This window comes from Pseudomonas sp. B10 (genome assembly GCF_900156235.1).
GTDB classification, from domain to species: domain Bacteria; phylum Pseudomonadota; class Gammaproteobacteria; order Pseudomonadales; family Pseudomonadaceae; genus Aquipseudomonas; species Aquipseudomonas siliginis.
In genome coordinates, this window is the sequence record NZ_LT707063.1 from 2,523,028 (window position 1) to 2,539,495 (window position 16,468).

Genomic DNA, 16,468 nt, shown 5'->3' on the forward strand with positions numbered 1-16,468 from the left:
GTCTATTTCATGTCCACCCAAGCAAAGCAACAGCAGCAAACGTCGATCAGCGGCTTCGAACCTTACGTTCAGAAGGCGGGTGAAGAGTACATGGGCGCTCCAATGCGCGCGCACTTCACCAAGATCCTGAACAAGTGGAAACTGGACTTGATGCAGGAAGTCGACCGCACGGTTGACCACATGAAAGACGAAGCGGCCAACTTCCCTGACCCGGCCGACCGTACCAGCCAGGAAGAAGAATTCGCCCTCGAGCTGCGCGCCCGCGACCGCGAGCGCAAGTTGATCAAGAAGATCGACAAGACGCTGGAGCTGATTCAGGACGAAGAATACGGCTGGTGCGAGTCCTGCGGCATCGAGATCGGCGTCAAGCGCCTCGAAGCCCGTCCTACCGCGGATCTGTGCATCGACTGCAAGACCCTGGCGGAAATCAAGGAAAAGCAGGTCGGCAAGTAATCTCGACCAGAACGAAAAACGGAGCGTGTGAACGCTCCGTTTTTGTTTCTGCCTTTTGCTTCTGCCGTTGCTTTTTGTAGGAGTGAGCCTGCTCGCGATAGCGGTGGGTCAGTCAATATCTTGGTTGAATGTCACACCGCTATCGCGAGCAGGCTCACTCCTACAGGTTGACCTGCGTATAGCCTGAAAAGTAGTTTCGCTTCCATGACCGCCAAAACATCCCCCGCCTACATCGGCCGCTTCGCCCCTACCCCCAGTGGCCACCTGCACTTCGGTTCGCTGGTCGCTGCGTTGGCGTCTTACCTCGACGCCCGCTCCGTCGGTGGGCGCTGGCTGGTGCGCATGGAAGATCTCGATCCGCCGCGCGAAGAGCCCGGTGCGCAAGCGGCGATTCTCAAAGCGCTGGAAAGCTACGGCTTCGAATGGGACGGCGAAATGGTCCGCCAAAGCGATCGACACGCGGCTTATGCCGAAGTGCTCGATAGCCTGTTCAATCATGGCCTGGCCTACGCCTGCACCTGCTCGCGCAAACAACTGGAGCCCTATCACGGGATTTATCCGGGGTTTTGCCGCAATGCCGGGCATGATCAGCACGACGCCGCGATCCGCCTGCGCGTGCCTGAGCTGGAATACCACTTCATCGATCGCGTGCAGGGCGAATACCGTCAGCACCTGGGCCGCGACGTCGGCGACTTCGTCATTCGTCGGCGCGATGGTCTCTACGCTTATCAATTGGCGGTGGTGCTCGACGACGCCTGGCAAGGCATTACCGACATCGTGCGCGGCGCCGACCTGCTCGATTCGACGCCGCGTCAGCTGTACCTGCAAGAACTGCTCGGTCTGAAACAGCCGCGTTATCTGCACCTGCCGCTGATCACCCAGCCGGACGGCAACAAACTCGGCAAGTCCTACCGTTCGCCGCCGCTTGAGGCTGATCAGGCCACGCCGTTGCTGCTGCGGGCCTTGCGCGCGCTGGGGCAAAATCCCGGCACCGAACTGGCACACGCTTCGCCGCGCGAACTGCTGGCCTGGGGCAGCGCACATTGGGATGCTGCCAAGATCCCGCGCACACTGACCTTGCCCGAAGCGCAACTGCAATGACGACACTTGCAGTCGCGCGCCCATCCGTTACCATCGCCGCACGTTTTCGGGCACGCGCATAAAAAAGAGAGGCCGGGATGTACATCTATCGCTTGGTCCTGCTTTTGGTCGTCGGGATCTACCTGTTCTCCCCCGCCATCATGGACTGGTGGATCGACGCGACGGGCGCCTGGTATCGCCCTTATCTGCTCTGGCTGATCCTGATTGTCGTGACCTTCATCCTGCAGAGCCAAAAAGATGCCGATGAGCTTTAGCCTGACCCAGATGATCCTGATCAGCGCCGCGTACCTGGCGGCGCTGTTCGGCGTTGCCTGGGTCAGCGAACGGGGCATGATCCCGCGCGCGATCATTCGCCACCCGTTGACCTACACCCTGTCGCTGGGGGTTTATGCCAGTGCCTGGGCGTTCTACGGCACGGTGGGCCTGGCCTATCAGTACGGTTACGGCTTTCTGTCCAGCTATCTCGGCGTATCCGGTGCATTTCTGCTGGCGCCGGTGCTGCTCTATCCGATCCTGAAGATCACCCGCACCTATCAACTGTCGTCGCTGGCCGACCTGTTTGCCTTCCGCTTTCGCAGCACCTGGGCCGGAGCGCTGACCACGATTTTCATGCTGATTGGCGTCTTGCCACTGCTTGCCCTGCAGATTCAGGCAGTGGCCGACTCGATCGGCATCCTCACCGGCGAACGCGTGCAGAGCCGCGTGGCGCTGGCGTTCTGTGCGCTGATCATTCTGTTCACGATTTTCTTCGGTTCCCGGCATATCGCCACACGCGAGAAACACGAAGGGCTGGTGTTCGCGATTGCCTTTGAGTCGATCATCAAACTGATCGCCCTCGGCGGCGTTGGCCTGTATGCGCTGTATGGCGTATTCGACGGCCCGCAACAGCTCGAACTGTGGCTGCTGCAAAACCAGACCGCCCTCGCCGCCCTGCACACGCCGTTGCAGGAAGGCCCGTGGCGCACACTGTTGCTGGTGTTCTTCGCCTCGGCGATCGTGATGCCGCACATGTATCACATGACCTTTACGGAAAACCTCAACCCGCGCTCGCTGGTCAGCGCCAGTTGGGGCCTGCCGCTGTTTCTGCTGTTGATGAGTCTTGCCGTACCGCTGATTCTCTGGGCCGGGCTGAAACTCGGCGCCACCACCGACCCGGAATATTTCACCCTAGGCATCGGCATTGCCGCCAACAGCAAACCGCTGGCCTTGCTCGCCTACGTCGGTGGCCTGTCCGCCGCCAGTGGCCTGATCATCGTCACCACCCTGGCCTTGTCGGGCATGGCGTTGAACCATCTGGTGCTGCCGCTTTATCAACCGCCGGCCGAAGGCAACATCTACCGCTGGCTGAAATGGACCCGTCGAGCCCTGATCGTGGCGATCATCATGGCCGGTTTCGGTTTCTACCTGATGCTCGGCGTCGAACAGGATCTGGCCAACCTCGGCATCGTCGCTTTTGTTGCGACCCTGCAATTTCTGCCCGGGGTGCTCTCGGTGCTGTACTGGCCGACCGCCAACCGCCGCGGCTTTATTGCCGGTCTTCTGGCGGGGATCACGGTCTGGGTGGTGACCATGCTGCTGCCGCTGGTCGGCAATCTGCAGGGTTTCTATATCCCGCTGCTGAACATGATCTACGTGCTCGACGACACCAGTTGGCACATGGCGGCCATCGCCTCGCTGGCGGCCAACGTGCTGATGTTCACCCTGATCTCACTGTTCACCAACGCCAGCCCGGAAGAAGCCAGCGCCGCCGAAGCCTGTGCGGTGGATAACGTGCGCCGCCCGCAGCGCCGCGAACTGCACGCCGCCTCGCCGCAGGAATTCGCCACGCAGTTGGCCAAGCCGCTGGGTGCCAAGGCTGCGCAGAAGGAGGTCGAGCAAGCGCTGCGCGACTTGTATCTGCCCTTCGACGAACGCCGGCCTTACGCCTTGCGCCGTTTGCGCGACCGCATCGAGGCCAACCTGTCCGGCCTGATGGGCCCGAGCGTTGCGCAGGATATGGTGGAAACCTTCCTGCCCTATAAGGCTGGCGGCGAAAACTACGTCACCGAAGACATTCACTTCATTGAAAGCCGTCTCGAGGATTACCACTCGCGCCTCACCGGCCTGGCCGCCGAGCTTGACGCCCTGCGCCGCTACCACCGCCAGACCTTGCAGGAACTGCCGATGGGCGTCTGCTCGCTGGCCAAGGATCAGGAGATCCTGATGTGGAACAAGGCCATGGAAGAGCTGACCGGCATCGCCGCGCAGCGAGTGGTCGGTTCGCGTCTGAGTACCATCGCCAACCCGTGGAAAGAACTGCTGCAAGGCTTCATCAACTTGCCCGACGAGCATTTGCACAAACAGCATCTGGCCCTCGATGGTCAGACCCGCTGGCTGAATCTGCACAAAGCGGCAATCGACGAGCCGTTGGCCCCGGGTAACAGTGGCCTGGTGTTACTGGTCGAGGATTTGACCGAAACGCAGATGCTCGAAGATAAACTGGTGCACTCCGAGCGTCTGGCCAGCATCGGTCGTCTCGCCGCCGGCGTAGCCCATGAAATCGGCAATCCGATCACCGGCATCGCCTGCCTCGCGCAGAACCTGCGCGAAGAGCGTGAAGACGACGGCGAGCTGACGGAAATCAGCGGGCAGATTCTCGAGCAGACCAAACGCGTCTCGCGCATCGTCCAGTCGCTGATGAGCTTCGCCCATGCCGGCAGCCATCAGCACAACGACGAACCAGTGTGTCTGGCCGAAGTCGCGCAGGACGCCATTGGCCTGCTGGCGCTGAACCGGCGCAATTTCGAAGTGCAGTTCTACAACCTGTGCGATCCCGATCATTGGGTCGAAGGCGACCCGCAACGGCTTGCCCAGGTGCTGATCAATCTGCTCTCCAACGCCCGCGACGCCTCGCCGCCGCACAGTGCGGTGCGGGTCAAGAGCGAAGCCGGCGAACACACGGTCGATCTGATCGTCGAAGACGAAGGCAGCGGCATTCCGTCGAGCATCATGGACCGATTGTTCGAACCTTTCTTCACCACCAAGGATCCGGGTGAAGGCACCGGTCTGGGCCTTGCACTGGTCTATTCCATCGTTGAAGAGCATTATGGACAAATCACCATCGACAGCCCGGCTGATGTACAAAGCCAACGCGGCACCCGTATCCGGGTGACCTTACCGCGTCATGTCGAAGCGACGTCCGCTGTGAACTGAGACCGTCGAGAGTATCGAATCAATGCCGCACATTTTGATCGTCGAAGACGAAACCATTATCCGCTCCGCCTTGCGCCGCCTGCTGGAACGCAACCAGTACCAGGTCAGCGAAGCCGGATCAGTGCAGGAAGCACAAGAACGCTTCACCATTCCTACGTTCGATCTGATCGTCAGCGACCTGCGCCTGCCGGGCGCTCCGGGCACCGAGCTGATCAAGCTCGGCCAGGGCACCCCGGTGCTGATCATGACCAGTTACGCCAGCCTGCGCTCGGCGGTCGACTCGATGAAAATGGGCGCGGTCGATTACATCGCCAAGCCGTTCGACCACGATGAAATGCTCCAGGCGGTTGCGCGGATCCTGCGTGATCGCCAGTCGGCGCCAGCTGCCGGCGAAGCCACGGCGAGCAAGCCTGCCGCCGGCAATGGCAAAGCCTCTGTGGATAACAGCAATGGTGAAATTGGCATCATCGGCTCCTGCCCACCGATGCAGGACCTGTACAGCAAAATCCGCAAAGTCGCGCCAACCGACTCCAACGTGTTGATTCAGGGTGAGTCCGGCACCGGTAAAGAGCTGGTGGCCCGCGCCCTGCACAATCTGTCGAAACGCGCCAAGGCGCCGATGATTTCGGTGAACTGCGCGGCGATTCCGGAAAGCCTCATCGAATCCGAACTGTTCGGCCACGAGAAAGGCGCGTTCACCGGGGCCAGCGCCGGTCGCGCCGGTCTGGTCGAAGCGGCGGACGGCGGCACCCTGTTTCTCGATGAGATCGGCGAACTGCCCCTCGAAGCCCAGGCTCGCTTGCTGCGGGTTCTACAGGAGGGCGAAATTCGCCGCGTAGGTTCGGTGCAGTCGCAGAAAGTCGATGTGCGCCTGATCGCTGCAACTCACCGCGATCTGAAGAGCCTGGCGAAAATCGGCCAGTTCCGTGAAGACCTTTATTACCGTCTGCACGTGATTGCCCTGAAGCTGCCGCCGCTGCGCGAGCGTGGCGCCGACGTCAACGAAATCGCCAATGCCTTCCTCGCTCGCCAGAGCGCGCGGATCAACCGCACCGACCTGAAATTCGCTGCCGACGCTGAACAGGCGATCCGGCACTATTCCTGGCCGGGTAACGTGCGTGAGCTGGAAAACGCAGTTGAGCGCGCGGTGATTCTCAGCGAAAGCCCGGAGATTTCCGCCGACCTGCTGGGCATCGACATCGAGCTGAGCGATCTGGAAGACGACGAGTTCATCGGTCTGCCGCCGCAAACCGGCGGTAACGCCAGCAACAGCAGCCATGAGCCGACCGAGGATCTGTCGCTGGAGGATTACTTCCAGCACTTCGTCCTCGAGCATCAGGACCACATGACCGAGACCGAACTGGCACGCAAACTCGGCGTCAGCCGCAAATGCCTGTGGGAACGCCGCCAGCGTCTGGGCATTCCACGGCGCAAGACCGGGGTTGCCAGCGAGAGCTGAGCGTTACCCACCGCGTGCGCGGGTAACGCATGACAATGTGAAAAAACTGTTACCGCAGTCGATTCACGTAACAGAAGCCGGGGTTATCGGTAACGAAACCCCGGCTTTTTTTCGGTTCTTCACGGATTACCGGGAAAGACGCTCTTGATTTTCATGAAAAAGAACTCGCTATCCCGGTAACCGTACGCCATCCGCTTGATCACCTTTATTCGATTGTTTATTCCTTCCAGTTGGCCGGTATGCATCGGCCAGCGAACTCGGCTCACAATGCCCCGCCAGTAAAGCTTTAGCCGTTTGGCGAACTGGATCAGAGCAGGTATTTCGCTTTCATGTGCGTGGCGCAGCCATTGTTTCCAGGCTGATCTCCAGTCCCAAGCGGTGCTCGGCGTCCAGAGCGTTTTGAGTTCAGCCTTCATCAAATAGACCGTCATCAGCGATTGGTTGGCCGCCAACAGGTCTTGTAAATGGAGCTGTTGCTCCGGCGTTTTCAGGTTCTGCGGATTGCGCAGTAACAGCCATCGCGCTTGCTTGATAACCTTGCGAGCCGGCCTGTCATGACGTAGCCGATTGGCTTCGTCAACGCGAACCCGATCGATCACTTCTCGGCCATATTTGGCCACGACATGGAAGAGGTCATAGACCACTCGAGCTTTTGGGCAGTGCTGGCGAACCTCCAGGTCAAAAGCAGTATTCATGTCCATCGCGACCGCTTCGATTCGGGCGCAACCCTCTGCCCCCAGCTCTTCGAAGAATGGCCTGACCGCCGCACGGCTGCGGCCTTCACCAATCCACAGCACGCGCCGGGTATCGGCATCCAGCACCACGCTGGCATAACGATGCCCTTTGAACAACGCAAACTCATCCATCACCAAACGTCGCGGTTGCGCCTTTGGCAGCGCGCTCAACGTCGCTTGCAAGGCTCGACGCTCCAGCAACCTAACAGTATCCCAATGTAGGCCGAACATCTGAGCCACGTGCAGGGTTGGAAGGCGTTCGCAGGCCTGAATGACCGCCTCGGCCAAGCGGCGCGTCATGCGAGCGTAGCGGTCTAGCCAACTGACAGCCTCCATGCGTTTGCCACAGTCACGACAGCCAACCCGCCTGAGCAAAACGTTGAGACGTACAGCGCGGCCAAGGATGGGCAAATCACGAACGACGCGCTCGCAATACTCATGCGTAGTTGAACAGGGCCTTAGGCAGCCGCCACAGGAAGGAAATCGGGTGGCATGGGGGATCAGATCGATCTGTAGTGCGTCGCCATCAGGCTTGATCGTGACGACAGAAAAGCCCTCCCAAAAAGGAAGGAAAGTATTAATATCACGCATAAGAACGCCGGTTTGTTAGATGTGTTTGCTCGCACGAACATCATCAACCAAATCGGCGTTCTTGTTTCTGTGTTTCCCGGAATTCCGTGAAGAACCTTTTTTTCGCCCCTGCAAAACGGTTATATCGACCTAACCCCTTGTTTTACTGGGCGAGACAAAAGTTGGCACGCACCCTGCTATATCTTTGGTACAAGAACAATAACAAGCAATGCACAAGACAATAAAAATAAGACGAATCGACTCACGCACAATAAAAACAAGACGGCGAGAGGCGCAGCTAACTGATTCTTTTGGAGAGGCGTTGTATTTGGGGCTTGCCCCACGACCAGGCCGAGAACAACAAAAACTGTCCTAAGACAGAGCCTGTACTGGTTGGATCGACAGATCACTGCAATTCAGCGACCAAAGCAATCCGTTTGCTCTTGGCTCCCGATTGGGAGGGTCACGAAGGAAACACTTCGTGGCGAGGGCACTCAACAAAAACAAGAAGCCCGAATCAATAATAAAAAGAGCACGCAACTACTTCTTGGGGAGCTTCGGCTCCCCTTGTAGTTTCTCACTTCCGTGAAATCCCCCCGTTTTCCTCGCGCGACCCTTGTAGCTTGGGGCTTGCAGCTCATATCTGCCGCGTCCTACACCATCCCCCGACTAAATGCTAGAATCTGCGCCCATCATGCGGTCATTCTTTTGGTATGGCCGAACATTCCTTCAAACAGTGCATCCCATGCTGAAGAAGCTGTTCCAGTCATTCCGAACTCCCGTGCGTCGTACGCAACACATCCGCAGCACCCCTGAAGTGCTCAACAGCGGCCAACATTCGCTGCAGAAAACGCAGTTCAGCCGCTATGCGGTGAATATCGTCGAACGCCTGCAAGGTGCCGGTTACCAGGCTTATCTGGTCGGTGGTTGCGTGCGTGACATGCTGTTGGGCATCACGCCCAAGGATTTCGACGTCGCCACCAGCGCCACACCCGAGCAGGTCCGTGCCGAATTCCGCAATGCGCGGATCATCGGCCGCCGGTTCAAGCTGGTGCACATCCATTTCGGTCGCGAAATCATTGAAGTCGCGACCTTCCGCGCCAATCACCCGGTCAACGAAGACGAGGAAGACAGCAACCAGTCCTCGCGCAACGAGAGCGGACGGATTCTGCGCGACAACGTCTACGGTACCCTGGAAGAAGACGCGCAACGCCGCGACTTCACGATCAACGCCCTGTATTACGATCCGGTCAGTGAGCGCATTCTCGATTACGCCAATGGCGTGCACGACATTCGCAATCACCTGATCCGTCTGATCGGCGACCCGAAGCAGCGTTACCAGGAAGACCCGGTGCGCATGCTGCGGGCCGTGCGTTTCGCCGCCAAGCTCAACTTCGGTATCGAAAAGCACACCGTGCAGCCGATCCGTGAGCTGGCGCCGATGCTGCGCGAGATTCCGTCGGCGCGGCTGTTTGAAGAAGTGCTCAAGCTATTCCTCTCCGGCCACGGCGCGATCACCTTTGAAATGCTGGTCGACCTGCAACTGTTCGCACCGCTGTTCCCGGCCAGTGCCGAGGCGCTGGAATACAATCCGGAATACACCCATACGCTGATCAGCGAAGCACTGACCAACACCGATCTGCGCATCAAGCAGAACAAACCGGTAACCCCGGCGTTCCTCTTTGCCGCCCTGCTCTGGCCGGCGCTGCCGGCCCGCGTGTTGCGTCTGCAGGAACGTGGCATGCCGCCGATTCCGGCGATGCAGGAAGCCGCTCACGAGCTGATTGCCGAGCAGTGCCAGCGCATCGCGATTCCGAAGCGCTTCACCATGCCGATCCGCGAAATCTGGGACATGCAGGAACGCCTGCCACGCCGCAGCGGCAAACGCGCCGATCTGTTGCTGGACAACCCGCGCTTCCGTGCTGGTTACGATTTCCTCCTGCTGCGCGAAAGCGCAGGTGAGGAGACCGATGGCCTCGGCGAATGGTGGACCGATTATCAGGACGCTAACGACAGCGAGCGTCGCGACATGATCCGCGACCTCAGCGGCAAGGGCGACGATGCCAGCGGCGCACCACGCAAACGTCGCCGCAGCGGCGGTTCCAAGCGCAAGCGCGCCGGTGCTTCGAGCGCGACGGGCGAGTAAGCGATGGAACGCATCTACATCGGCCTGGGCAGCAACCTCGCTGACCCGGCCGACCAGTTGCGCAGCGCCATCGCGGCACTGGGGCAATTGCCGCAGACAAGTCTTGCCGGCGTTTCAGCCTTTTATCAAAGCGATTCACTGTTGCCGGGCCAGCCGCGCTACACCAACGCTGTCGCCGCCCTCGACAGTTCGCTCGCACCGATCGAGCTGCTCGACGCCTTGCAAGCGATCGAAAACGCTCAGGGCCGCGAGCGTCTTGAGCGCTGGGGGCCACGCACCCTGGATCTGGATATTCTGCTGTTCGGCGATCGACTGATCGACGAGCCACGGCTGAAAGTCCCGCATTACCAGATTCAGGAGCGGGCGTTCGTTCTCTATCCCTTGGCTGAGCTGGCGCCGCAGGATCTGCGTCTCGCCGATGGCCGCGCCCTTCCCGACCTGCTGGCCGCCTGCCCGTTTGTCGGCCTTGAACGCCTCTCCCAGCCCTGACAAAAACCTTCTGTGAAATGTGGTTATGTGGCGAGGGGATTTATCCCCGTTGGGTCGCGGAGCGGCCCCATGTTGTGTACAGCTTGGTCAGATTTGGGCCTGCTCCGCAGTCCAACGGGGATAAATCCCCTCGCCACAGGTCACCTGCCAATCTCCAGTTTTTGTCAGACAAAAATCCCCCGAATCAGGCCCGCCGCGCCGCTGAATCGCATCAGTAACGCCGGTAACACCGCCCGCGTAACAAGGCGGTAACACACGCAATTGACTTCCTGTTGGCTCATCACGACTATAGGCGTCCCGCTGCCGCCAACCCGGCATGAACGGGCGCAATCCAGGCCTTTCAAAGCACGACACAAGACCGTGCGCCTGAGTAGATGAAGAATCACGCGCGTGACTCGCAGCAGTTTCCAGAGCGCCTGAACGAGGATTTTTTACATGCCAGCCATCACCCTGACCACGCTCCAGAGCCTCAAGCAGAAAGGTGAAAAAATCACCATGCTGACCTGCTATGACGCGACCTTCGCCCATGCCTGCAATGAGGCCGGTGTCGAAGTGCTGCTGGTCGGCGACTCCCTGGGCATGGTCCTGCAGGGGCACGACAGCACCCTGCCAGTGACCACGGCGGAAATGGCCTATCACGTCGCCAGCGTCAAGCGTGGCAATGGCGATGCCCTGATCCTCGCCGACCTGCCGTTCATGGCCAACGCCACCCTCGAACAGACCATGAACAACAGCGCCATGCTGATGCAGGCCGGCGCGCACATGGTCAAGGTTGAAGGTCAGCTGTGGCTGGCGGAGTCGATCCGCCTGCTCGCCGAGCGCGGTGTGCCGGTGTGTGCGCACATGGGCCTGACCCCGCAAGCAGTGAACATTCTCGGTGGCTATAAAGTGCAGGGCCGCAATGAGAACCAGGCGCGGCAGATGCGTGCCGATGCGATCGCGCTGGAGCAGGCCGGTGCGGCCATGCTGTTGCTTGAGTGCGTGCCGAGCGAACTGGCGGCAGAAATCAGCCAGGCCGTGGGCATTCCGGTGATCGGTATCGGTGCCGGCAACGCCACCGACGGCCAGGTACTGGTATTGCACGACATGCTCGGCCTGTCGATCACCGGCCGCGTACCCAAATTCGTCAAGAATTTCATGCAAGGTCAGGACAGCATCCAGGCCGCGCTGAAGGCTTACGTCAGCGAAGTCAAAGCCACCACGTTCCCTGGCATCGAACACGGATTCTCTGCATGAACACCGTCAAAACCGTACGCGAACTGCGCGCCGCCGTCGCCCGCGCGCGCAGTGAAGGCAAGCGCATCGGCTTCGTGCCGACCATGGGCAACCTGCACAGCGGCCACGTCGCATTGATCACCAAGGCTACGCAGCGAGTGGATTTCGTGGTCGCGAGTATTTTCGTCAACCCGCTGCAATTCGGCGCCGGCGAAGACCTCGACAAATACCCGCGCACCCTCGCCGCCGATCAGGAAAAACTCCTCGAAGCCGGTTGTGACCTGCTGTTCGCGCCGACGGTTGAAGAGATGTACCCGGACGGCATGGCCGGGCAAACCCGGGTCAGCGTGCCGCAATTGTCCGAAGGCCTGTGTGGCGCCAGCCGTCCGGGGCACTTCGAAGGTGTGGCGACCGTAGTGAGCAAGCTGTTCAACATGGTCCAACCGGATCTGGCGATCTTCGGCCAGAAGGATTACCAGCAACTGGCGGTGATCCGCGCACTGGTGCATGACCTGAACATGCCGATCCAGATCATCGGCGAGCCGACCGTACGAGCGGCGGACGGCCTGGCGCTGTCGTCGCGCAACGGCTTCCTCAATGAAGCTCAGCGTGCCGTGGCGCCGGTGGTCTACCGCGTGCTGAGCAGCATTGCCGAATCGATCAAGCAAGGTGAGCGTGATTACCCGGCGCTGATCGCTGCACAGTTGCAGGTACTGGAAGCGGCGGGTCTGCGTCCGGATTATCTGGAAATCCGTCATGGCCTGACCTTGCGTCCGGCGACGGCGGAAGATCGCGATCTGGTGATTCTGGTAGCGGCGTTCCTCGGCACTACGCGGCTGATCGACAACCTGCACCTGAATCTCGATAGCCCGATTTAAGCAGTAACAAAACTTCCTGTGGGAGCGAGCCTGCTCGCGAAAGCGTTGTATCAGCGACTTATAAGTTGCCTGACACGCCGCCTTCGCGAGCAGGCTCGCTCCCACATGTATTTCCGGTGCATGCCGGTGGGCGAAAGTCTTCCGGGCACCTCCGTTTGTCGGCCAGATTCCTCTGCGGATGTTAAAAAAGTACAGGGATCTGGTCAGACAAAGTCAAGACAGAACGCAGCGCGAGGTTTACTGTATTCGCCCTGTGTCCAGATCTCGTTTCGACGCAGTTGATCCCATGCGCTAAAAACCCGTGGTTGATCTGTACCGTGTTCAAAAGGCCGTTCAAGTAAAAAGGAAAACCGCAGCGATGGCGTACTACCGCACTCCTCACGACGTTACCGCTCTGCCCGCCTGGCAAGCGTTGAAAGATCACCGCCAAGCCATGCAGGATTTCAGCATGCGCGAAGCCTTCAACGCCGATCCGCAGCGTTTCAATCAGTTCACCCTCAGCAGCTGCGGTCTGTTTCTCGATTATTCGAAGAATTTGATCAACGCCGAGACCCGCAATCTGCTCGTGGGCCTGGCCAATGAAGTCGATCTGAAGGGCGCGATCAAAGCGTTGTTCGACGGCGAAATTGTCAACGCCTCCGAAGGCCGCCCGGCACTGCACACCGCCCTGCGCCGCCCGGTCGGCGACAAATTGTCGGTCAACGGCGTCAACGTGATGCCGGAAGTGCACAAGGTGCTGAACCAGATCACCGATCTGGTCGGCCGCATTCACGATGGCTTGTGGCGTGGCTACACCGAGAAGCCGATCACTGACGTGGTCAATATCGGTATCGGTGGCTCGTTCCTCGGTCCTGAGCTGGTCTCCGAAGCTCTGCTGTCCTACGCGCAGAAAGGCGTACGTTGCCACTATCTGGCAAACATCGACGGCAGCGAATTCCACGAGCTGACGCAGAAACTGCGCGCCGAGACCACGCTGTTCATCGTTTCGTCGAAGTCGTTCAACACCCTCGAAACCCTGAAGAACGCGCAGGCCGCACGCGCCTGGTACCTGGCACAGGGCGGCTCGGAAGCCGAGCTGTATCGCCACTTCATCGCTGTGTCGAGCAACAACGCCGCAGCAGTGGCCTTCGGGATCCGCGAAGAAAACATCTTCCCGATGTGGGACTGGGTTGGCGGGCGTTACTCGCTGTGGTCGGCCATCGGTTTGCCGATTGCGCTGGCGATCGGCATGTCCAACTTCAAGGAACTGCTGTCCGGTGCCTACACCATGGACCAGCATTTCCAGACCGCGCCGTTCGAACAGAACATGCCAGTGCTGCTGGCCCTGCTGGGCGTCTGGTATGGCAACTTCTGGGGTGCGCAGAGCCACGCGATCCTGCCGTACGACCACTACCTGCGCAACATCACCAAGCACTTGCAACAGCTGGACATGGAGTCCAACGGCAAGAGCGTGCGTCAGGACGGCACCTCGGTGTCGACCGATACCGGCCCGGTGATCTGGGGCGGCGTCGGCTGCAACGGTCAGCACGCTTACCACCAGTTGCTGCACCAGGGCACCCAACTGATCCCGGCCGACTTCATCGTGCCGATCGTCAGCTTCAACCCGGTTTCCGACCACCACCAGTGGCTGTACGCCAACTGCCTGTCGCAGAGCCAGGCGCTGATGCTCGGCAAGACCCTGCCGGAAGCCGAAGCCGAACTGCGCGACAAAGGCATGGACGAAGACGACGTGCGCAAACTCGCGCCGCACAAGGTGATCCCGGGCAATCGTCCGAGCAATACCCTGGTGGTCGAACGCATCAGCCCGCGTCGCCTCGGCGCGCTGGTTGCGATGTATGAGCACAAAGTATTCGTGCAAAGCGTGGTCTGGGGCATCAACGCCTTCGACCAGTGGGGTGTGGAACTGGGCAAGGAATTGGGCAAAGGCGTCTACAACCGTCTGGTCGGTAGCGACGAGACCGTGGCTGACGATGCCTCGACTCAAGGCTTGATCAACTACTTCCGCGGGCGCCATCGCGGCTGATAAAAGCCTTCCGGCACAACGCTGTTCCCCTGTGGGAGCGAGCCTGCTCGCGAAAGCGGTTCGTCATTCAACACCTTCGTTGACTGACACTCCGCCTTCGCAAACAGGCTCGCTCCCACAGTTGTTTTGGCGCATGACTTGAACCTGTGCAGCGCTCGGCGCATCTTTATTCGTGTCGCACCACAAGAATAAGGAACCGTCATGTTCGATATCAGCACGTTCCCCAAAGCCGATGCCGTGCGCCAGGCCGCTCAGTTGAGCCAGGACGAGTATCGGCGCCTGTACCGCGAATCGATTGAACACCCCAGCGCCTTCTGGGCCGAGCAGGCCACGCGTTTCCTCGATTGGAGCACGCCGTGGCAGACCGTTCAGCGCTATGACCTGAAAACCGGAGAAGCCGCCTGGTTTGCCGGCGGCAAGCTCAACGTCAGCTACAACTGCATCGACCGTCACCTCAAGCAACGCGGTGAGCAGACCGCCCTGCTCTGGGAAGGCGACGATCCCGCCGAATCGGCGCAGATCACTTACAACAAACTCCATCACCACGTCTGCCGTCTGGCCAACGTGCTGAAAAGCCGTGGCGTGAAGAAAGGCGACCGGGTGTGCATCTACATGCCGATGATCCCAGAAGCCGCCTACGCCATGCTCGCCTGCGCGCGAATCGGTGCGATTCATTCGGTGGTGTTCGGCGGATTTTCTCCGGACTCCTTGCGTGATCGAATCCTCGACGCCGACTGCCGTACCGTGATCACGGCCGATGAAGGCGTGCGTGGCGGCCGCTTCGTGCCGCTGAAAAACAACGTCGACAAAGCCCTGCAAAGTTGCCCGAACGTCAGCACCGTCGTGGTGGTCGAGCGCACTCAGGGCCAGGTCGATTGGGTCGAAGGCCGTGACCTCTGGTACCACCAGGCCGTGCGCGAGGTCAGCGACGACTGCCCGCCGGAACCGATGGACGCCGAAGATCCGCTGTTCATCCTCTACACCTCCGGCAGCACTGGCAAACCCAAAGGCGTGCTGCACACCACCGGCGGCTATCTGCTGCAAGCGGCGATGACCTTCAAATATGTGCTCGACTACCGCGACGGCGAAGTGTTCTGGTGCACCGCCGACGTCGGCTGGGTCACCGGCCACAGTTACATCGTCTACGGGCCGCTGGCCAACGGTGCGACCACACTGATGTTCGAAGGCGTGCCGAGCTACCCGAGCAGTTCGCGCTTCTGGCAGGTGATCGACAAGCACAAGGTGAACATTTTCTACACCGCACCCACCGCCCTGCGCGCGCTGATGCGCGAAGGCGCCGGACCGTTGAAGGAAACGTCGCGCGCCAGCCTCAGATTGCTCGGCAGCGTCGGTGAGCCGATCAACCCGGAAGCGTGGGAATGGTATTTCAATGCCGTCGGTGAACAGCGCTGCCCGATCGTCGACACCTGGTGGCAGACCGAAACCGGCGGCATCATGCTCAGCCCGCTGGTCAGCGCGCAACGGATCAAACCGGGCTGCGCGACGCAACCGATGTTCGGCGTGCAACCGGTATTGCTCGACGAAGCCGGCAAGGAAATCAAAGGCGCCGGCAGCGGCGTGCTGGCGATCAAATCCAGCTGGCCGGCGCAGATTCGCAGCGTCTACGGCGATCCGCAGCGGATGATCGACACTTACTTCAAACCCTACCCCGGCTATTACTTCACCGGCGACGGCGCCCGCCGTGACGAGGACGGCGATTACTGGATCACCGGACGCATCGACGATGTGATCAACGTCTCCGGGCACCGCATCGGCACCGCCGAAGTGGAAAGCGCCCTGGTGCTGCACGACAGCATCGCCGAGGCCGCCGTGGTCGGTTATCCCCACGACGTCAAAGGCCAGGGCATCTACGCGTTCGTCACGCCAATGAACGGCACCGAGGCCAACAAAGAGCTGAAGAAAGACCTGCTGGCGCATGTCAGCAAGGAGATCGGCAGCTTCGCCAAACCGGACCTGATCCAGTGGGCGCCGGCATTGCCGAAGACCCGTTCGGGCAAAATCATGCGGCGGATTCTGCGCAAGATTGCCTGCAATGAGCTCGACAGCCTTGGCGATACTTCGACGCTGGCTGATCCGAGTGTGGTGCAGGACCTCGTCGACAAGCGGCTCAATACTTGAGAGCTGCAAGTTTCTAGCTACAAGCTGCAAGCTAAAGCGGTCCGCGCAGCTTTTCGCTTTTAGCTTGCA

Annotated in this window: 12 protein-coding genes; 11 read left to right on the forward strand and 1 reads right to left on the reverse strand. The window is 60.1% G+C overall.

Going from position 1 to position 16,468, the window contains the following annotated elements:
* The first annotated feature begins 9 nt into the window (after positions 1-9).
* From dksA to BXA01_RS11310, 5 genes are all read left to right on the forward strand, one after another.
* Positions 10-453 carry an RNA polymerase-binding protein DksA gene (dksA, locus tag BXA01_RS11295; RefSeq protein ID WP_076564136.1) on the forward strand — a complete coding sequence of 148 codons (444 nt, stop codon included), beginning with the start codon at positions 10-12 and terminating at the stop codon, positions 451-453.
* A 204-nt stretch (positions 454-657) separates the two neighbouring features.
* Positions 658-1,554 carry a tRNA glutamyl-Q(34) synthetase GluQRS gene (gene gluQRS, locus BXA01_RS11300; RefSeq protein ID WP_076564137.1) on the forward strand — a complete coding sequence of 299 codons (897 nt, stop codon included), beginning with the start codon at positions 658-660 and terminating at the stop codon, positions 1,552-1,554.
* Between the two features lie 77 nt (positions 1,555-1,631).
* Positions 1,632-1,808, forward strand: coding sequence for a hypothetical protein (locus tag BXA01_RS26955; protein WP_003176118.1), 177 nt, complete (start codon positions 1,632-1,634; stop codon positions 1,806-1,808).
* On the forward strand, positions 1,792-4,746 hold the full coding sequence (locus BXA01_RS11305) for a sensor histidine kinase (RefSeq protein WP_024014332.1): 2,955 nt from the start codon (positions 1,792-1,794) through the stop codon (positions 4,744-4,746). The genes BXA01_RS26955 and BXA01_RS11305 overlap by 17 nt, the downstream gene beginning before the upstream one ends.
* A gap of 22 nt (positions 4,747-4,768) precedes the next feature.
* Positions 4,769-6,205 carry a sigma-54-dependent transcriptional regulator gene (locus BXA01_RS11310; RefSeq protein ID WP_024014333.1) on the forward strand — a complete coding sequence of 479 codons (1,437 nt, stop codon included), beginning with the start codon at positions 4,769-4,771 and terminating at the stop codon, positions 6,203-6,205.
* Between the two features lie 119 nt (positions 6,206-6,324).
* Here BXA01_RS11310 and BXA01_RS11315 read toward each other — a convergent pair whose 3' ends face one another.
* A complete protein-coding gene (locus BXA01_RS11315; RefSeq protein WP_083957550.1) occupies positions 6,325-7,530 on the reverse strand; it encodes an ISL3 family transposase in 1,206 nt (401 codons plus the stop codon).
* 724 nt (positions 7,531-8,254) lie between these two features.
* Here BXA01_RS11315 and BXA01_RS11325 point away from each other — a divergent pair.
* The 6 genes from BXA01_RS11325 (at position 8,255) to acs (ending at position 16,399) form a co-directional block, all read left to right on the forward strand.
* Positions 8,255-9,655 carry a polynucleotide adenylyltransferase PcnB gene (locus BXA01_RS11325; protein ID WP_039761624.1) on the forward strand — a complete coding sequence of 467 codons (1,401 nt, stop codon included), beginning with the start codon at positions 8,255-8,257 and terminating at the stop codon, positions 9,653-9,655.
* 3 nt (positions 9,656-9,658) lie between these two features.
* On the forward strand, positions 9,659-10,144 hold the full coding sequence (gene folK, locus BXA01_RS11330; RefSeq protein ID WP_076564138.1) for a 2-amino-4-hydroxy-6-hydroxymethyldihydropteridine diphosphokinase: 486 nt from the start codon (positions 9,659-9,661) through the stop codon (positions 10,142-10,144).
* Between the two features lie 435 nt (positions 10,145-10,579).
* Positions 10,580-11,380 carry a 3-methyl-2-oxobutanoate hydroxymethyltransferase gene (gene panB, locus BXA01_RS11335; RefSeq protein WP_041477826.1) on the forward strand — a complete coding sequence of 267 codons (801 nt, stop codon included), beginning with the start codon at positions 10,580-10,582 and terminating at the stop codon, positions 11,378-11,380.
* Positions 11,377-12,237: a pantoate--beta-alanine ligase gene (gene panC / locus BXA01_RS11340; protein WP_076564139.1), complete on the forward strand. Its 861-nt coding sequence runs from the start codon at positions 11,377-11,379 to the stop codon at positions 12,235-12,237. The genes panB and panC overlap by 4 nt, the downstream gene beginning before the upstream one ends.
* A gap of 358 nt (positions 12,238-12,595) precedes the next feature.
* Positions 12,596-14,260 (forward strand): glucose-6-phosphate isomerase, encoded by a 1,665-nt coding sequence (gene pgi / locus BXA01_RS11345; RefSeq protein WP_076564140.1) that lies wholly within the window; start codon positions 12,596-12,598, stop codon positions 14,258-14,260.
* A gap of 201 nt (positions 14,261-14,461) precedes the next feature.
* Positions 14,462-16,399, forward strand: a complete 1,938-nt coding sequence (acs, locus tag BXA01_RS11350; protein WP_076564141.1) for an acetate--CoA ligase — start codon at positions 14,462-14,464, stop codon at positions 16,397-16,399.
* Positions 16,400-16,468 lie beyond the last annotated feature (69 nt).